The following is a 17138-nucleotide window of genomic DNA, read 5'->3' as shown; positions in this document are numbered from 1 at the left end:
GACGCTGGTGTGGGCGCTGCTGCGCAAACGCCCGCTTGCACCGCCGGAAACCGCCGCCGCGCTGTCGTCGCCGGCGCCTGGCACACGCTACAGCCAAGCCGATCTGCGCCGTGCGCTCGATGCTGGCGGGCTGGAAGAAGTGGTCCATATCCTGCTCGCCATGGCCGGGGTCGACAGCCTGGATGCGTTGCTGGCCGAACTGGAGGATGCCGACCAGCGGCAGGCGCTGGAGCGTATGCAACGGGCGCGCTGGGCAGGCCAGGGCGATATCGTCCTGGCACGGGCGCGGCTGCGCGAGGTGTTCCGGCAGGGGCCGCGCTGGCGGGTGCGGGAGGTGGCGGAGAAGCCGCTGCTCGACCCTCTTTACCCGCAGACGCGCGGAAAAAGGCAGCCGTAGGCCTCTGCTAAGCTGCCCCCTTCATCGGAGAGACATATACCTATGGTCAATGCAGCAAAGACCCCCGCCAGCATGCCGTTCCACTGGAAGATCGGGATCGGCTTCGGTATCGGTCTGCTGCTTGGCCTGCTTGTGCACATGCTGAGTCCCGGGGCGTCCTGGGTGCATCTGGTCACCAGCTACCTGACCACGCCGGTTTCGGGGCTGTTCCTCAACCTGATCTTCATGCTCATCGTGCCGCTGATCTTCTCGGCGCTGGTGATGGGCGTGTCGGAGATGGGCGATATCCGCGCGCTGGGGCGCATCGGCTGGAAGTCGCTGGCCTACACCATCGTGCTGTCCGGCGTGGCGGTGCTGATCGGTCTGGTGCTGGTCAATGTGCTCAAGCCCGGTGCCGGCGTGGACCCGGCAGTGGCCGCACAGCTGCTGGCCGAGAACGCCGAGCGCAGCAGGGAGATCGTGGCCGGGGTCGGCGCCCAGCCCAAGGGCCTGGAAATGCTGCTGTCCATTGTCCCCAACAACGTGCTGGCTGCTGCCGCCGACAACGGCAAGATCCTGTCGCTGATGTTCTTCGCCTTGATGCTGGGCATCGGCATGGTGCTCTCGCCGGCGGAAAAAGTGGCCACGCTGCGCAAGGCGATCGAGGGTCTGTTCGAGATCTCGATGACCCTGATCAATCTGGTCATCCGCCTGGCGCCGTATGCGGTGGCCTGTTTCATGTTCAACCTGGCCGCGATCTTCGGCTTCGGCCTGCTGGTCAAACTGGGCGCCTACGTCGGGGTGGTGGTGCTGGCGCTGGCGTTGCACATGTTCATCAGCTACGGCATCGCGGTGAAGCTGGCTGGCCGCTCGCCGCTGCAGTTCTTCCGGCAGACCCAGGAGGCCACCTTGATGGCGTTCTCCACCGCCTCGTCCAACGCGACCCTGCCAACGGCCATGCGCGTGGCCGACCAGATGGGTTTCCCGCGCAAGGTCTCGCGCTTCGTGCTGACCGTGGGTGCCACCGCCAACCAGAACGGCACCGCGCTGTTCGAGGGCGTCACGGTGATCTTCCTGGCCCAGTTCTTCGGCGTGGACCTGAGCATCGGCCAGCAGTTCATGGTGATGGTGGTCTGCATCCTGGGCGGTATCGGCACCGCCGGCGTGCCGTCGGGCTCGCTGCCGGTGGTGGCGCTGATTTGTGCCATGGTCGGCGTCAATCCGGTCGGCATCGGCCTGATCCTGGGCGTCAACCATTTCCTGGACATGTGCCGCACGGCGCTGAACGTGACCGGCGATCTGGCCCTGACCACGCTGGTGGCACGCGGCGAAAGCGACGAAACCGTCGGTCGCCACCACCCCCGCGACTGATCGGCGGCTGCCGCAGATATGAATGAACGGCCGCTCTGTGAAGGGCGGCCGTTCCACATTGTGAAACAAGCGGATTTCATCACTGACAGTGCCGGGTTCCGGCCTGACCGGCCGGGTGCTCTGTGGGACAATAGGCCGCCCGCAGCTCCGCGGGAGCCTCCCGACACGACGAACCATGACGCAGCCCACCCGCCGCCAGTTGGCGAACGCCATCCGTTTCCTCGCCGCCGATGCGGTCCAAGCCGCCAACTCCGGTCATCCCGGCATGCCGATGGGCATGGCCGACATCGCCGAAGTGCTGTGGAATGACTATCTGCGCCACAACCCGAACAATCCGAAGTGTTCAACCGCGACCGCTTCGTCCTGTCCAACGGCCACGGCTCGATGCTGCAGTACGCACTGCTGCACCTGAGCGGCTACGACCTGCCGATCGAGCAGCTCAAGGCGTTCCGCCAGCTGGGCAGCAAGACCGCCGGTCACCCGGAACACCACGAAACCCCCGGCGTGGAAACCACCACCGGTCCACTGGGCCAGGGTCTGGCCAACGCGGTGGGTTTCGCACTGGCCGAGAAGCTGCTGGCACAGCGCTACAACCGGCCCGAATTCGAAATCGTCGACCACCGCACCTGGGTGTTCCTGGGCGACGGCTGCCTGATGGAGGGCGTTTCGCACGAAGCCGCCTCGCTGGCCGGCACCTGGGGCCTGGGCAAGCTGGTCTGCTTCTGGGATGACAACAACATCTCCATCGACGGTGAAGTGGAAGGCTGGTTCACCGACAACACGCCCGAGCGTTTCGAGGCCTATGGCTGGAACGTGGTGCGGGGCGTGGATGGGCACGATCCGGAAAGCATCAAGGCCGGTATCGATGCGGCGCTGTCGCAGGCCGACAAGCCGACCCTGATCTGCTGCAAGACCACCATCGGTTTTGGCTCGCCGAGCAAGGCCGGCAAGGAATCCAGCCACGGCGCACCGCTGGGCAAGGACGAGCTGGAAGCCACCCGCAAGGCGCTGGCTGGGAATACGGTCCGTTCGAGATCCCCGAAGCGATCTACGCCGGCTGGCGTGCCGGCGGTACCGGCACCCTGCGCCAAGCCGAATGGGAACAGCAGTTCGACAAGTACGCCGCGCAGTTCCCGGCCCAGGCCGAAGAGCTGACCCGTCGTTCGCATGGCGAGCTGCCGGAAGATTTCATCGCCCAGGCCGATGCCTACATCGCCAAGGTGCAGGCCGAAGCGCCGAACATCGCCTCGCGCAAGGCTCGCAGAACGCCATTGAAGCGTTCGCGCCGCTGCTGCCGGAAATCATCGGTGGTTCGGCCGATCTGGCCGGTTCCAACCTGACCCTGTGGAAGGCCAGCAAGACCGTGGTCGGCGAAGACCCCGATGCCAACTACGTGCACTACGGCGTGCGTGAGTTCGGCATGAGCGCCATCGCCAATGGCCTGGCCCTGCACGGCGGTTTCCTGCCGTTCGACGCCACCTTCCTGGTGTTCAGCGACTACGCCCGCAACGCGCTGCGCATGAGTGCGCTGATCCCGGCGCAGGTCATCCACGTGTTCACCCACGACTCGATCGGTCTGGGCGAAGACGGCCCGACCCACCAGCCGGTCGAGCACCTGGCCTCGCTGCGCTACATCCCCAACAACGATGTGTGGCGCCCGTGTGATGCGGCCGAATCGGCGGTCAGCTGGAAGGCGGCGATCACCCGCAAGGATGGCCCGAGCTGCCTGGTGTTCAGCCGCCAGAATCTGCCGGCCCAGGCGCGCAGCGCCGAGCAGGTCAAGCAGATCGAACGCGGCGGCTATGTGTTGGCCGACGCGGCCGGTACCCCGGATGTGATCCTGATCGGTACCGGTTCGGAAGTGGGTCTGGCGATGGCCGCCAAGGCCGAGCTGGACGCGGCCGGGATCAAGACCCGCGTGGTGTCGATGCCGTCCACCGACGTGTTCGACCGCCAGGACGCGGCCTACCGCGAATCGGTGCTGCCCAACGCCATCCGCGCCCGCGTGGCGGTGGAAGCCGGCGTCACGGGTTTCTGGCGTGCCTACGTCGGTCTGGACGGTGCGGTGATCGGCCTGGACAGCTTCGGTGCCTCGGCTCCGGCCGACCAGCTGTACAAGCACTTCGGCATCACCACCGAGGCGGTGGTCGCGGCGGCCAAGGCGCAGGTCGGCAAGTAATCGCCGCTGCGGTTTGAGCTATGTAAAAGGCCGGGAACTCCCCGGCCTTTTCTTGTTGTGGCGCCCCGGCGAGTGGCTTTGGCCGGGCGGCACTTGTCATGATGGGTGCTGCGGCAGCTCCGTCCAGGGCCGGCGATGGCCAGCGCGGGTGTGCCGCGCCTGGCTCAAAAGTGCCACTGCAGGCTCAGCACGCCGCGGTGCTCCCGGTTGCCGCTGGCGAACTGGCCGCTGTAGCCCAGGCCCAGGGTGGTGGACGGGGTAATCTGCAGATCGGCGCCCAGTTCGACTATCGCGGCATCGCGGGCCAACGGAACGCTGGCCACGGTAAACGCTTGGCCGCCCGCAAAGGCCAGGGTCCGGGATGCGCCCCGCTCACCAAACGCATGCTGCCAGCCGAGGGTTGCCTTCAGCAGACCCCTGGTTTGCCCGAGCACCACTTCGGTCTGTCCACGCAGGCCCAGGGCGCTGCTGCTCTGCGTGTCGTGCGTGCGTTGCCCGGTCAATGCCGCCGAGCCGCCCGCTTCGGTGAAGCCGGATGTACGCACTTCGCTCCAGCCCAGCCCGACAAACGGGGCGAGGGAGCTGCGCGGCGAAAGGGCAATGACGTAGCCCAGTTCGATGAACAGCTCGGTGGTGTGGCCGCCATAGCCGGCCGTGAGTCGCTGCGGCGCATCGGCCACGCGGGTATGACGACGGGTGTCGATGTTGTGCCGGGTGTGGATCGCGCCGCCCAGCAGAGCGAGCGGGCCGCTGCCGGCCTGGAACGACCTTCCGCCGAACAGCGCCCCGCTGTAACTGCGGATATCGGCCTCGGACTGACGGTCATCGATGTCGATATCCGCGTCGCTGTAGCCCAGTGCGCCGCCAATATGCCAGTCATCGCCGACGGCCCGGTCGCTGCCGAGGACCAGACCGTGGCGGTGTTGCACCAGCTCGGCGGCGTTGCCGTCACCGCGCACATGCAACAGGACAGCAGGCCAAACGTGCCTTGGGCGTTGCGCGCAGTATCGGGGCGGTGACCTGCCGCGTTCGGATCATGTACCGGGCAGTTGGCGAATGCTGGCGCGGTACAACCGGGCCGCAACCGGCCCATGCACGCAGTCATCAAGATGATGGTGGCCCGCGCAGTAACGCTATTTCACGAGGCCATCATGCGTGCGGCGTATCAATAGCCGCGCGCATTGGCATGGTGATGCCGCTTCCTTGTGATCGGGCGTGTTGCGTCTGCGGCATGCGATGTGCGGCTTTTTCTGCATGGCGCACCAGGATCCGATGATGAAGCGGAACCCATTGCTCGCGGGAATCGTTCTGGCAGGCTGCGTCCCGGCGGCCCACGGGCAGGATACGGTCCAGGGATTGAGGGCCGAGATCGAGCACGTACAGCGCACGCTCCAGGCCCTTAATGAGCGTCTGGCGGTACTGGAGGAAAACGACAGCCAACGCACGGCCTCACCGGAGCGCGAACAGGTGGTGCGGGCTCCCGCGCAACAGGTTGCAGACACCGGGACGGTGGAACGCAGCCCCCTGCCGATGCGCGAATCGGTTTCCGATCCGTCGGCGGCGGCATCCCGCTACGACAACGCGATGTCGCCCACCGAGCCGGAACTGGGCGGCTTCATTCCTATCCCAGGCACCCGGACCCTGTTCCGGCTGGGCGGCTATGCCAAGCTCGATGCGATTGCCGATGCGCGCAATGCCGGCGATGAGAACCAATTCGTGACTTCCACGATTCCCGTGGGCACCGATCGTCACGACACCTCCCGTTTCAATCTGCATGCGCGGCAGACGCGCTTCAGCTTTGAGGCGCGGCGCCCGACTACCAAGGGAAATCTCCGTTTCTATCTGGAGAACGATTTTTTCGGCAGCGCGAGGGCTATGAATTCCGGCTGCGCCACGCCTACGGACAGCTGGGCAACACCTATGCGGGCTACGGCTATTCCAGTTTCATGGATGCCGACGCGTTGCCGGACACGCTGGACTTCGAGGGCCCGGGCGGCGCCGCGTACCTGCTGGTGGCCGGCGTGCACCACAGCTTCTCGCTGGGCAGGGGAAACACGCTGACGGTGGCGGCCGAAGATCCCGATGGCCAGCTGACCCCGGCGCGAGCGGACGCCAGCATCTCCAACCGCTTTCCCGATGTCAGCATCGCCGCACGGATGGAGCGCGACTGGGGTCATCTGCAGCTGGCGGCCCTGGGGCGCGGACTGGGCTATCGCCACGACAGCGGAAAGGATGACGTGTTCGGCGCTGGGCTGTCGTTCTCCGGTTCGCTGTCGTTGTCCGGGCAGGATCTGCTGCTGTTCGGCGCGGTGGCGGGCAGCGGTATCAGCCGCTATGTGGCCGACATCAGCGGCTCGGATCTGGATGGCGTTGTCGATGCGGACGGGCGTCTGCAGGTGCTTGGCGTGCATGGCGGCTATGTCGCCTACACGCACTACTGGTCCTCGCTGTGGCGATCGAACCTGGTCTACGGCGATCTGCGTCTGGAGCGTGATCCCGGACTTTCCAGCACCGCGTTCCGGCGCAGCCAGTACGGCGCCTTCAACCTGATCTGGAGCCCGGCGCCCTCGTGGATCATGGGCATGGAGCTGCTTTACGGGCGGTTGCAGCAGCAGGACGGCGCCCGCGCCGATGCGCTGCGGCTGCAGGGAAGCCTGCAATACAACTTCATCAAATAGAGCCACTTCCCCCTTGTTGCCTCGGCTGCGGGGCGACATCCACCCAGAAGGAGTGTCGTCATGGCAACAGGAAAGAAGATCGGTGTCGTCGGGGCCACCTTCCTGGTCGCCGGCAACATGATGGGGTCGGGCGTGTTCCTGCTTCCGTCCAGCCTGGCGAAGATCGGTACCGCCTCCATCTGGGGCTGGCTGGTGACCACGGCCGGTGCGCTGCTGCTGGCGTTCGTGTTCGCCAAGCTCGGCAAGATGGCACCGCAGGCCGGTGGCCCTTATGCCTATGCGCGTGACTGGTTCGGCCCGTACATGGGTTTCCAGACCAACACCATCTACTGGTTCGCCAACTGGATCGGCAATGTCGCCATCCCGATCGCGGCGGTGGGCTATTTCAGCTACTTCTTTCCGATCCTGTCCGATCCGGTGGTGCGCTGCATCGCGGTGCTGATCCTGGTGTGGGGGTTGAGCTACGCCAATGTCATCGGCCCGCAGTTCGTCACCCGGCTGCAGACCGTCACCACCAGCTTCGCGCTGGTTCCGATCCTGGGCATCGCGATCTTCGGCTGGTTCTTCTTCGACATGGAGATTTTCAAAGGCGCCTACAACGTCTCGGGAAAATCCAACTTCGGTGCTGTCTCCAGTGCCGCAGCACTGACGCTGTGGGCGTTCATCGGGGTGGAGTCCGCCTCGGTCACGGCCGGCGTGGTCGAGAATCCGGAGAAGAACGTGGCGCGGGCAACACTGGCCGGCGTATTTCTCGCCGCGGTCGCCTACATCGCCAGCTCCTCGGTGATCATGGGCATGGTTCCCAATGCCGAGCTGCAGACCTCCGATGCTCCGTTCGCCCTGGCTGCGGCCAAGGCGGTGGGTGGCTGGGGCGGCGGGGTGGTGAGCCTGTGCGCATTCCTCGGCGCGGCTGGCTCGCTGGGGGGCTGGATCCTGCTGACCGCGCAAAGTGCCAAGGCCGCGGCCGATGACGGCCTGTTCCCGTCCATCTTCCGGCGTACCAACGACCAGGATGTGCCGGTCAAGGGCATCCTCGTGGTCGCGCTGCTGATGACCAGTGCGGTGCTGCTGACCTCGACCTCGGAGACCGCATCGGCGCAGTTCGATGTCATCACCTCCGCGGCCGTGGTGCTGACGCTGCTGCCGTATATCTATTCCTGCGTGGCCTGCTATTTCGTGGTCGAGCGGTCGCACACCATCGTCCACACCGGCGCGTTCTGGACGCTGACCAGCGTGACCGTGGTGTATTGCCTGTGGGCGATCTACGGATCGGCGGGGAACATCGTCCAGTACGCCTTCCTGTTCGTGCTGTTCATCACCGTGTTCTATCCGTTCTTCAGCGAACAGCGCCGGCAGCAGCGCAACGAGATGCTGCCTCCGGCAGGCAAGTGACGTTCCTTCCCCGGCTTCATTTTCCCGATGCAGGAGACAATCATGTACTTCAAGTCGTTGGACTATCCCATCGTCGTCATCGATGACGATTACGAGTCGCCGCGGATTGGCGGGATCCTGATCCGGGAGCTGGTTGATGAACTGCGCAAGACGGACCAGCGCGTGCTGACAGGCTTGACCCTGGCCGATGCCCAGGCCGGCGCGAGAACCTATATCGCCGCATCGGCGGTGCTCATTTCCATCGACGGGACCGAAGATACGCCCGACCAGTTCCAGCGGCTGGAGACGTTCCTGCATGAACAGAGCGCGCGACGGAAGGGCCTGCCGGTGTTCCTCTATGGCGAACGGCGGACCATCGAGAAGGTGCCCAGCAAACTGCTCCGGCACATCCACGGTTACGTGTTCCTGTTCGAGGACACCAAGAATTTCATCGCCAGGCAGGTGATGCGCGCGGCCGAATCCTACATGGACAAGCTGCTGCCGCCGTTCTTCAAGGCGCTGATCCACCATGCGGCCGAGAGCAGCTATTCATGGCATACCCCGGGCCATGCCGGTGGCGTGGCCTTCACCAAGTCTCCCGTGGGCCGCGCGTTCCACCAGTTCTACGGTGAGAACACGTTGCGCAGCGATCTTTCCATCTCCGTGCCCGAGCTGGGATCGCTGCTGGACCATACCGGTCCGATCAAGGACGCCGAAGCCGAGGCGGCTCGGAACTTCGGCGCCGACCACACCTTCTTCGTCACCAATGGCACCTCGACCGCCAACAAGATCGTCTGGCATGGCACTGTGGCCCGCGGCGATATCGTGTTCGTCGATCGCAACTGCCACAAATCGTTGCTGCATTCGCTGGTGATGACCGGCGGCATTCCGGTGTATTTCCGTCCCAGCCGCAACGCGCACGGCATCATCGGTCCGATCGGTCTGGACCAGTTCGACAAGGCGAACATGGCGGCGGCGATCGATGCCAATCCCGTGGCCCGGGCCGCCTGGAAAAAGGGCATCAAGCCGCGTATCGCGGTGGTGACGAATTCCACCTATGACGGGCTGTGCTACAACGCCGAGCGCATCGCCCTGGCCATCGGCAGCACGGTGGAGTTCCTGCACTTCGACGAGGCCTGGTATGCCTATGCCGCCTTCCATCCGTTTTATGAGAACCACTACGGCATGGCCAAGGGAAAGGCGCGCGAGCAGGACGCGATCATCTTCACCACCCATTCCACGCACAAGCTGCTGGCCGCGTTCTCGCAGGCATCGATGATCCATGTGCGCAACTCGGCCAATCGCGATCTGGATGTGGCCAGGTTCAATGAATCTTTCATGATGCACACCAGTACCAGCCCGCACTACGGCATCATCGCCTCCTGCGATGTGGCGTCGCGGATGATGACCGGTTCGGCCGGCCAGTCGCTGGTGCAGGAGATGCACGATGAGGCCATCGCGTTCCGCCATGCGATGTTGCACGTGCAGCAGGATCTGGGCCATGACACGTGGTGGTTCAAGGTGTGGCAGCCCGCCGGGGTGGAACGCGCATTGGCGAAGGAGCAGGGCCCCGCGCCGGAGATCGCCGGGCGTTCGCAGTGGTATCTGCAGAAGGGCGAGCATTGGCATGGCTTCGAGGGGCTGGTCGACGACTATGTGCTGATCGATCCGATCAAGGTCACGCTGCTCACCCCGGGGCTGGCGATGGACGGCCATATGGAGCGGAACGGCATTCCTGCCGCGGTTCTCAGCCGGTTCCTGTGGACGCGCGGTATCACCGTGGAGAAGACCAACCTCTACTCGGTGCTGTTCCTGTTCTCGATGGGTGTGACCAAGGGCAAGTGGAGCACGCTGGTCACCGAGCTGATGGCCTTCAAGCAGCTCTATGACAGCAACGCCCCGTTGTCGCAGGCCCTGCCGACGCTGGCCGCGGCGTATCCGCACGCCTATGCGGGCTGGGGATTGCGGGACCTGTGCCAGGCCCTGCACACGTTCAATGCCGAGTTCGAAGTCGCCAGGGTGATGAAGGAGATGTACGTGGAACTCCCCGAGCCGGTGATGACACCGGCCGAGGCCTACGACCATCTGGTGCGGGGTGATATCGAGCGGGTGGATATCGAGGAGGTGAGCGGACGCGTGGCCGGCACCATGCTGGTTCCCTATCCCCCGGGCATCCCCACGATCATGCCCGGTGAGCGGTTTGGCCGGACCAATGATCCGATCATCCAGTCCCTGCGGATCGCCCGCGAGCAGAACGTCCGCTTCCCGGGATTCGAGTCCGATGTCCACGGCCTGATCATCGAGCGTGAAGGCGGCATCGCCACCTATAAAGTAGAAGTATTGAAGGGCTGAACCCGGCCAGCCCCGCCGTCATGGACGCCCATGGACACAAGCCAAGAGCAGCGCATTCTGAAATTGTCCATTGGCGTGACGGTCGGGGTCAGTGCCTCCGGCTTCTTCGGTGGCCTGCTCGCCGGCTCGCAGGCGGTGCTGTTCGATGGCGTCTACAGCCTGGTGGACGTGGCACTGACCCTGGTGGCGCTGTCGGTGCTGCGGCTGGTCGCGCGCGAGGGCAGCTCCCGTTTCCAGTACGGCTACTGGCACCTGGAGCCGATGGTCGAGGCGATGGGCGGGGCGATCCTGTCGCTGGCCTGCATCTACGCGCTGGCCAACGCGGTGATCGGCCTGACCACTGGCGGGCATGAGGTCAAGCTGGGCATCGCCCTGTTCTGGTCGGCGCTGCTGAGCGTGGTGAATCTGGTGATGTCCCTCTACGTCAGCGCCAAGGCCCGGCAGCTGCAGTCGGCCTTGCTGAGCCTGGATGCACGGGCCTGGTTCCTGAGCGGCATGATGAGCCTGGCGGTGCTGGGCGCATTCCTGCTCGCCACGCTGCTCAGTGGCGGTGACCGGCAGTGGCTGGTGCCGTACCTGGATTCGCTGGTGCTGGCCGGCATCTGCCTGGCGGTGTTGCCGCTGCCGTTGCACACGACCTGGAAGGCGATGCGCGAGGTGTTGCAGGTGGCGCCGCCGGAGCTGGATGGGCGGGTCAGGCAGGTGATGGAGCCTTTGTCGCCGAGCATGGCTTCTCCGGCTTCAGCAGCCATGTGGCCAAGATGGGACGCATGCAGTTCGTCGAGATCCACATCCTCACCCGCCCGCAGTGGAGCTTCGGCTCGATCAGCGAAGTGGACCGGCTGCGCGACGAGATCGCCACCCGCCTGGGCGCCCGCGACGCCGGATTCTGGCTGACCATCGACTTCACCTCCGATCCGGGGTGGACCTAGCTTGGTGCCGGTGGCGTTGCGCTTGACAGGGATTTTGTTTACGCGTGTAATCGAAAAAAATTACAGGCGTAAACGATGGTCCAGATCAGTGAAGCCGAGGCGGTGGTGATGGAGGTGTTGTGGGGTCAGCATCCGTTGTCCGCCGAAGAAGTGATCGCGCGCCTTCCCGGCGGCAACGAATGGGCCGAGGCGACAGTCAAGACCCTGCTCAATCGTCTGCTCAACAAGGGCGCCATCGCCGCGCAGAAGGATGGCCGTCGTTATCTGTATTCGCCGCTGGTGCAACGCGACACCTGGGTGCTGGAGGAAAGCAGCAGCCTGATCGAACGCCTGTTCGAGGGACGTGTTGCGCCGCTGGTAGCGCATTTCAGCCAGCATCGGCGATTGAGCCGCGACGACGTTGCCGAGCTGCGCAAACTGCTGGAGGACCTCGACGATGAGCAGCGCTGATTTTCTGGCGGGATTGCTGGAAGGAGCCGTCGCCACCAGCGCGGCGATGGTAGTGGTACTGCTGTTGCGAGGGGCAGTTCGCAATTGGCTCGGTGCCAGTGCCGCGTATCTGATGTGGTTGATGGTGCCGGCAGCCTTGTTCGCGGTATGGCTGCCCGCGCCGCGATTGACGACGGTGCCAATGGCCGCGACCGACATGGCCGTGCAGGTGGGCCAGACCATTCCCGATGCCGCAGCGGCACTATCCGAAGGAGTGCCGGGCTGGTTGGCGCTGTGGCTGGCTGGTGCGCTGCTGATGGCGGTGTGGTTGCTGTGGCAGCAGCGTCACTTCATGCGTGGGCTGGGTTCGCTCACCCAACGCGACGATGGCCACTGGCAGGCGCAAACTGTCGCCGGGTTGCCGGCGATAGTCGGTGTGCTGAGGCCCCGGATTGTGGTGCCGGCCGACTTCGAGCAGCGTTACAACGCCGAGGAGCGCGAGCTGGTGATGCTGCATGAGCAGCTGCATCTGCGCCGTGGCGACCTCTGGGTGAATGCCGCCTTGGCACTGCTGCAATGCGTGTACTGGTTCAACCCGTTGCTCGGGCCAGCCGTGCGGCGGTGTCGGGAGGATCAGGAGCTTTCCTGCGATGAACGCGTCATCGCCCATACCGCAGGTGCACGTCGCAGTTATGGCAACGCCATGCTCAAGACCGGGCTGGCGCTGTCTCCGTTGCCGGTGGGGTGCCACTGGCAGAACCAGCATCCATTGAAGGAGCGTATTGCCATGTTGGAGCGTCCGGTACCGGGGAAGAAGCAGTGGTTGGCGATGGTGGTGTTGTCTGCAGGACTTTGCGGTGGCGTGGGCTACACCGCCTGGGCTGCACAGCCTGGAACGGCGGCGATGACTGAGGCCGGCGCCGTCTACGCAACGCGGGTACAGGCCGATGCCGATGGAACGCAGCAGCAGTTCGAACTGCATCAGCCAGTAGGCAAGCCGTTCGCTTTCACGCTGGAGTCGGCCAACGGGGTGAAATGGGATGCCGAGTTCACTGTGGTGCCTGCGGAGGCTGGAAAGCTGCACTTGCAGGGCACGCTGAAGGCCGATGGGGTGTTGGTGTCTTCGCCGGAACTGCTGGTGGCGGCAGGCAAGATGGCTGCTGTCGAAGTCACGACCCGTGGTGGCAGCTCGTTGCTGGCACTGAAGCTTCAAACCGACGAGGTTGGCGGCAGCTCGAAAGCCGCGTCGTCAGGAAAGATTTCGGTCGAGCCGGAAGCCGGAGAGAACGATCCGACGACCGATCGCATGACGCCACCGGTGTACCCCAAGGCTGCATTCGAGAACGGCGTCAGCGGCAAGGTGGTGCTGCGGATCGAGGTGGATGCGGAAGGGCAGCCCACAGATGTAAAGGTCGAAACCTCACAGCCGGAGGGAGTATTCGATACGGCCGCGGTGGAAGCCGCACGGCAGTGGAAATTCAACCCGGCGCAGAAAGATGGCCAGGCCGTTGCTGGCGCGGTGCGCGTACCGGTCTGGTTTGACCTGGATGAGAGCGCCACGCATACCGAAGAAAGCACGGGAGGCTGATTGTGCGGCTCATGACGGGGGCATTGGTGTTACTGCTGGCAGGCTGCGCCACGCGACCGGTGGCAGACGGGGAACTGGCCGGCAGCTACAACATCGGGCGGCAGCTGCTGGCACCCGAACAGAAGGGCGGTGCCGGAGCGATTGAGCCGTACGTGCTGGGCGCCACTGAAACGTTCCGTATGCCGGAGCCCCTGCAGGCGCCATCGCCCACCTTGCCGCCGGGCTATGAACGTCAGACCTTGCCACCCACCACGCTGTGCGTGCGGGTGATTGTGATGGCTGACGGGAGCGTCGAACGTGCGGAGTCGCTGCTTGAGCACACCCGCTGCAGGGCCGGTGCGGAGGCGGAACATGCCTCCTTGCTGCAGGCGGCACTGGATGCCACGGCGAGGTGGAGGTTCCACCCGGCGGCGATCTGCCGCTTCGCACCGGGCACGGGAGCGTTGGCGCCGGGCAACTGCGCCGGTGCTGCCGAGGTGGAGCCGGTACCGGTGACGCTGCTGTATGGCTTCACCTTCGAGGTGGCGCAGGGCCGGGTGCGTGTACGGAGAAGCAGCGATTTGAATTGATGGACGCCGTAAATGAAGAAGCCGCGGGCGGGAGCTCGCGGCTTCTTCAATATGATCGTTCAGATGACGTTCCAAAGGCGGCATCAATGCCCGTCGAGCAACGCATTCAACAACGCGGCCAGACGTTCACCAGCCAGACGGACCTGTGCCTCGGCAACCGGTCGCCAGGTCGCGGCATAGGCATCGCCGATCTTGCGACCGGGTGGATACAGTCCCGGGCGGGTGGCGATATGGCAGGTCTGCTCGGCCCACTGGCCGGCATCACGCTGCAGCTGCGGTGCGCTGACGCCGGTCGGCGCCGGCAGTGCCTGCAGGCGTTGCAGGAACTGGTCATCATTCAACTGCAGGGCGTAGAACATGCCGCTGTCCCACACCGAATGCAGGTTGGTGCCGCGATCATTGAACTGCAGCTGGTAGCTGTTGCCACCGCGGTCGTGGCCGTAGCCGGCGTGCATGGCTGATGGATGTCGCCGACCAGATGCACGACGAACTTCAGCGCCTGCAGGCGTGCTGCATCGGGCAGCTTGTGGTTGGCCAGCAGGGCGCTCTGTTGCTTCAGCGCCTCCACCACGCAGTTGCCATCCGGGCAATGCCGGGCGGCCTGGTAGGCGCAGCCGTCTTCGGCCATGTTGACGTAGTGCCAGTTGGCCGAGCGCTTGCCCAGATCGGGATCGTTGGCGCGCAGTTCGTCGGCCCACGGGGCGATGGCGGCCAGCGAGGGAACCGGTTCGCCGGCAAGCAGGCGGTCCACTTCGGCCCGGGCGGTCGGGCTCAGGCCGGTTTCGGCGACCCGGCCGACCAGCCGGTGGCCCTGTGCACCCCAGGCATATGCATCGGAAACCACCATGGTGTTGGCAAGAAGGGCGAGGCTGGCGGTGGCCAGCAGGGTCGGGAGATTCTTCATGGCCCGATTCTAACGTCTGCGCGAGGTGGTGCTGTTGCCACATCTGGCGACGCTGGAACAACAACGCCCCGGCCAGGGCCGGGGCGTTGCGGTGATCCGGGAGGGGCAGGATCAGAACTTGAAGACGTAGGCCACGCCGTAGACCAGCGGATCGATCTTGGCGGTGCCCAGCTTGGCGCCATTGACCTTGACCTTGGTGTCGATGTCGGCCCAGCGCAGGTCCACGCGCAGTGCACCCTTGTCGCTGATGGCGTAGTCCAGGCCGGCATGGGCGGCCAGGCCCCAGGAATCCTCCAGTTTCAGCTTGGTGCCATCCAGTGCGCCCTTGCTGTCGGTGTCGAAGAACTTGGTGTAGTTCACGCCCAGGCCGACAAACGGGGTGACCTTGCTGCTGTTGGCGAAGTGGTACTGCAGCGAGACCACCGGCGGCAGATGCTTGGTCTCACCGACCTTGCCGACGCCATCGATGCTGACTTCATGCTTGAACGGCAGGGCGGCCAGCACCTCGATGCCCACGTTGTCGGCAACAAAGTATTCGAACGTGACGGTCGGCTTGATATCGCTGTCCACCTTGGTCGGCAGCGCGCCCAGGCCCAGCGCGGCACCGTTGAGGTCACCGGCGTCGGACGTGGGATCAACCGCGTGCACGCCGACGCCCAGCGTCCAATCGCCCTTGGACTGGGCCATGGCGGGCGCGGCGGCCAGGGCCATAGCCGCGGCGAGGCTGGAGAGCAGCAGGGCGGAGGTCTTGCGCATGTGTAATTCCATTGCTTGTTGGAGGTGGCGCCAGTGTCCGGATGCCGGCCGGGTAGCGCTTTGATCCTGATCAAACACGCGTTTGCACTCAGCTGGCGCTCATTTGCGGGGCACTGCTGCCGCACCGGAACCGGGACCGGCTACTGTTAGAATGACGGCCCCTTTCCACCCCCGCCGCAACGGGTTTGCGGCTGCAGGAGCTTGTGAACATGGCAATCAAGGTCGGCATCAACGGTTTCGGGCGCATCGGGCGCAATGTGCTGCGTTCGGCAGTGCTGAACTTCGGCGACGACATCGAGATCGTGGCCATCAACGATCTGCTGGAGCCGGACTATCTGCCTACATGCTCAAGTACGATTCGGTGCACGGCCGCTTCAACGCGGATGTCGCCATCGAGGGTGGCCACCTGCTGGTCAACGGCAAGAAGATCCGCCTGACCCAGGAACGCGATCCGGCCAACCTGAAGTGGAACGAAGTGGACGTGGACGTGGTGATCGAATCCACCGGCCTGTTCCTGGACAAGGCCAGCGCGCAGAAGCACCTCGATGCCGGCGCCAAGAAGGTGCTGCTGTCGGCCCCGTCCAAGGACGACACGCCGATGTTCGTGTTCGGCGTCAACCACCAGACCTACGCCGGGCAGAGCATCATCTCCAACGCCTCGTGCACCACCAACTGCCTGGCCCCGCTGGCCAAGGTCATCAATGACAAGTGGGGCATCAAGCGCGGCCTGATGACCACCGTGCACGCCGCCACCGCCACCCAGAAGACCGTCGATGGTCCGTCCAACAAGGACTGGCGCGGCGGCCGCGGCATCCTGGAGAACATCATCCCGTCCTCCACCGGTGCGGCCAAGGCCGTGGGCGTGGTGATCCCGGAACTCAACAAGAAGCTGACCGGCATGAGCTTCCGCGTGCCCACCTCGGACGTGTCGGTGGTCGACCTGACCGTCGAGCTGGAGAAGGAAGCCACCTACGCCGAGATCTGCGCCGAAGTGAAGGCACAGAGCGAAGGCGCGCTGAAGGGCATCCTGGGTTACACCGAGGACAAGGTGGTGGCCACCGATTTCCGCGGCGAGACCCACACCTCGGTGTTCGATGCCGATGCCGGCATCGCGCTGGATACCACCTTCGTCAAGCTGGTGGCCTGGTACGACAACGAATGGGGCTACTCCAACAAGTGCCTGGAAATGGTGCGCGTGATCGCGGCCTGATCCGTACCGTGTTGGGCTGAGCAAAGGGCGCCTTCGGGCGCCCTTTGTTTTGGCTGCGCAACCGGAGCAGGCCGCGCGGAGCCCGGGCGGGAAAGCTGCCGGAGGTGGCGCAGGCCCGGCCGGCGAGGGTGGGGACTGCCCGGGTAGTCACCGGGCGGACTGGCCCGGGACCGGTCTTGTATGGATCTGGCGGCACACGCGCTCGCCACGCGCGCCGGCAGTTTCCGTTTGCGCCGCACCCGGATAAGGTGTGGCGGCCCTCCGTCGGGGGACAGGGACAGGAAATGGATGACACGCTGGTGGTCGTGGGGTTGTTGTTGCTGGCCGTGGCACTGCTGGTACCGGTGCTGCTGGTGATGGCGCTGGTCTCGGTGGCCTCGCTCAAGCGCCGGGTGGCGGTGCTGGAAGCTGCCCTCGCGCCGA

Annotated in this window: 9 protein-coding genes and 5 pseudogenes; 11 read left to right on the top strand and 3 right to left on the bottom strand. The window is 65.0% G+C overall.

What is annotated here, in order from left to right; translation table 11 throughout:
- The 3 genes and pseudogenes from JCM9942_RS02770 to tkt form a co-directional block, all read left to right on the top strand.
- Positions 1-397: pseudogene (locus JCM9942_RS02770) on the top strand (BatD family protein); the annotation flags it as partial.
- 42 nt (positions 398-439) lie between these two features.
- The gene (locus tag JCM9942_RS02765) at positions 440-1747 is read left to right on the top strand and encodes a dicarboxylate/amino acid:cation symporter (RefSeq protein ID WP_054657452.1); all 1308 of its coding nucleotides are present in this window, start codon (positions 440-442) and stop codon (positions 1745-1747) included.
- A 175-nt stretch (positions 1748-1922) separates the two neighbouring features.
- A pseudogene (tkt, locus tag JCM9942_RS02760) lies at positions 1923-3926 on the top strand (transketolase).
- Between the two features lie 164 nt (positions 3927-4090).
- On the opposite strand, the gene JCM9942_RS02755 reads toward tkt, so the two are convergent.
- On the bottom strand, positions 4091-4885 hold the full coding sequence (locus JCM9942_RS02755) for an autotransporter outer membrane beta-barrel domain-containing protein (RefSeq protein ID WP_241772622.1): 795 nt from the start codon (positions 4883-4885) through the stop codon (positions 4091-4093).
- A gap of 316 nt (positions 4886-5201) precedes the next feature.
- Between JCM9942_RS02755 and JCM9942_RS02750 the strand changes: the two are divergent.
- The 7 genes and pseudogenes from JCM9942_RS02750 to JCM9942_RS02720 all read left to right on the top strand — a co-directional run bounded on the left by JCM9942_RS02750 (position 5202) and on the right by JCM9942_RS02720 (position 13845).
- Positions 5202-6604: pseudogene (locus JCM9942_RS02750) on the top strand (DcaP family trimeric outer membrane transporter).
- A gap of 60 nt (positions 6605-6664) precedes the next feature.
- On the top strand, positions 6665-7996 hold the full coding sequence (gene adiC / locus JCM9942_RS02745; RefSeq protein ID WP_054657448.1) for an arginine/agmatine antiporter: 1332 nt from the start codon (positions 6665-6667) through the stop codon (positions 7994-7996).
- Between the two features lie 42 nt (positions 7997-8038).
- The gene (locus JCM9942_RS02740) at positions 8039-10327 is read left to right on the top strand and encodes an Orn/Lys/Arg family decarboxylase (protein WP_054657446.1); all 2289 of its coding nucleotides are present in this window, start codon (positions 8039-8041) and stop codon (positions 10325-10327) included.
- Between the two features lie 30 nt (positions 10328-10357).
- Positions 10358-11224 (top strand): cation diffusion facilitator family transporter, encoded by an 867-nt coding sequence (locus JCM9942_RS02735; protein WP_256202276.1) that lies wholly within the window; start codon positions 10358-10360, stop codon positions 11222-11224.
- Between the two features lie 110 nt (positions 11225-11334).
- Entirely contained in the window at positions 11335-11709 is a 375-nt protein-coding gene (locus JCM9942_RS02730; protein WP_054657444.1) for a BlaI/MecI/CopY family transcriptional regulator, read from the top strand.
- On the top strand, positions 11696-13276 hold the full coding sequence (locus JCM9942_RS02725; protein ID WP_054657442.1) for a TonB family protein: 1581 nt from the start codon (positions 11696-11698) through the stop codon (positions 13274-13276). Before JCM9942_RS02730 ends, JCM9942_RS02725 begins: the two co-directional genes overlap by 14 nt.
- Positions 13277-13287: 11 nt before the next feature.
- Positions 13288-13845, top strand: coding sequence for a hypothetical protein (locus JCM9942_RS02720; protein ID WP_145974264.1), 558 nt, complete (start codon positions 13288-13290; stop codon positions 13843-13845).
- An 83-nt stretch (positions 13846-13928) separates the two neighbouring features.
- Here the strand turns inward: JCM9942_RS02720 and JCM9942_RS02715 are convergent.
- Positions 13929-14749 (bottom strand): annotated as a pseudogene (locus JCM9942_RS02715) (S1/P1 nuclease).
- A gap of 111 nt (positions 14750-14860) precedes the next feature.
- Positions 14861-15505 (bottom strand): OmpW/AlkL family protein, encoded by a 645-nt coding sequence (locus tag JCM9942_RS02710; RefSeq protein WP_054657438.1) that lies wholly within the window; start codon positions 15503-15505, stop codon positions 14861-14863.
- Positions 15506-15714: 209 nt separating this feature from the next.
- On the opposite strand from JCM9942_RS02710, the pseudogene gap reads away from it, so the two are divergent.
- A pseudogene (gene gap / locus JCM9942_RS02705) lies at positions 15715-16715 on the top strand (type I glyceraldehyde-3-phosphate dehydrogenase).
- The last annotated feature ends 423 nt before the right edge of the window (positions 16716-17138 follow it).

It is taken from the genome of Stenotrophomonas pictorum JCM 9942 (assembly GCF_001310775.1).
Classification (GTDB): Bacteria; Pseudomonadota; Gammaproteobacteria; order Xanthomonadales; family Xanthomonadaceae; genus Stenotrophomonas; species Stenotrophomonas pictorum.
Note: the sequence above shows the minus strand (reverse complement) of the source record. Positions and strands in the feature narration are given on the sequence as shown.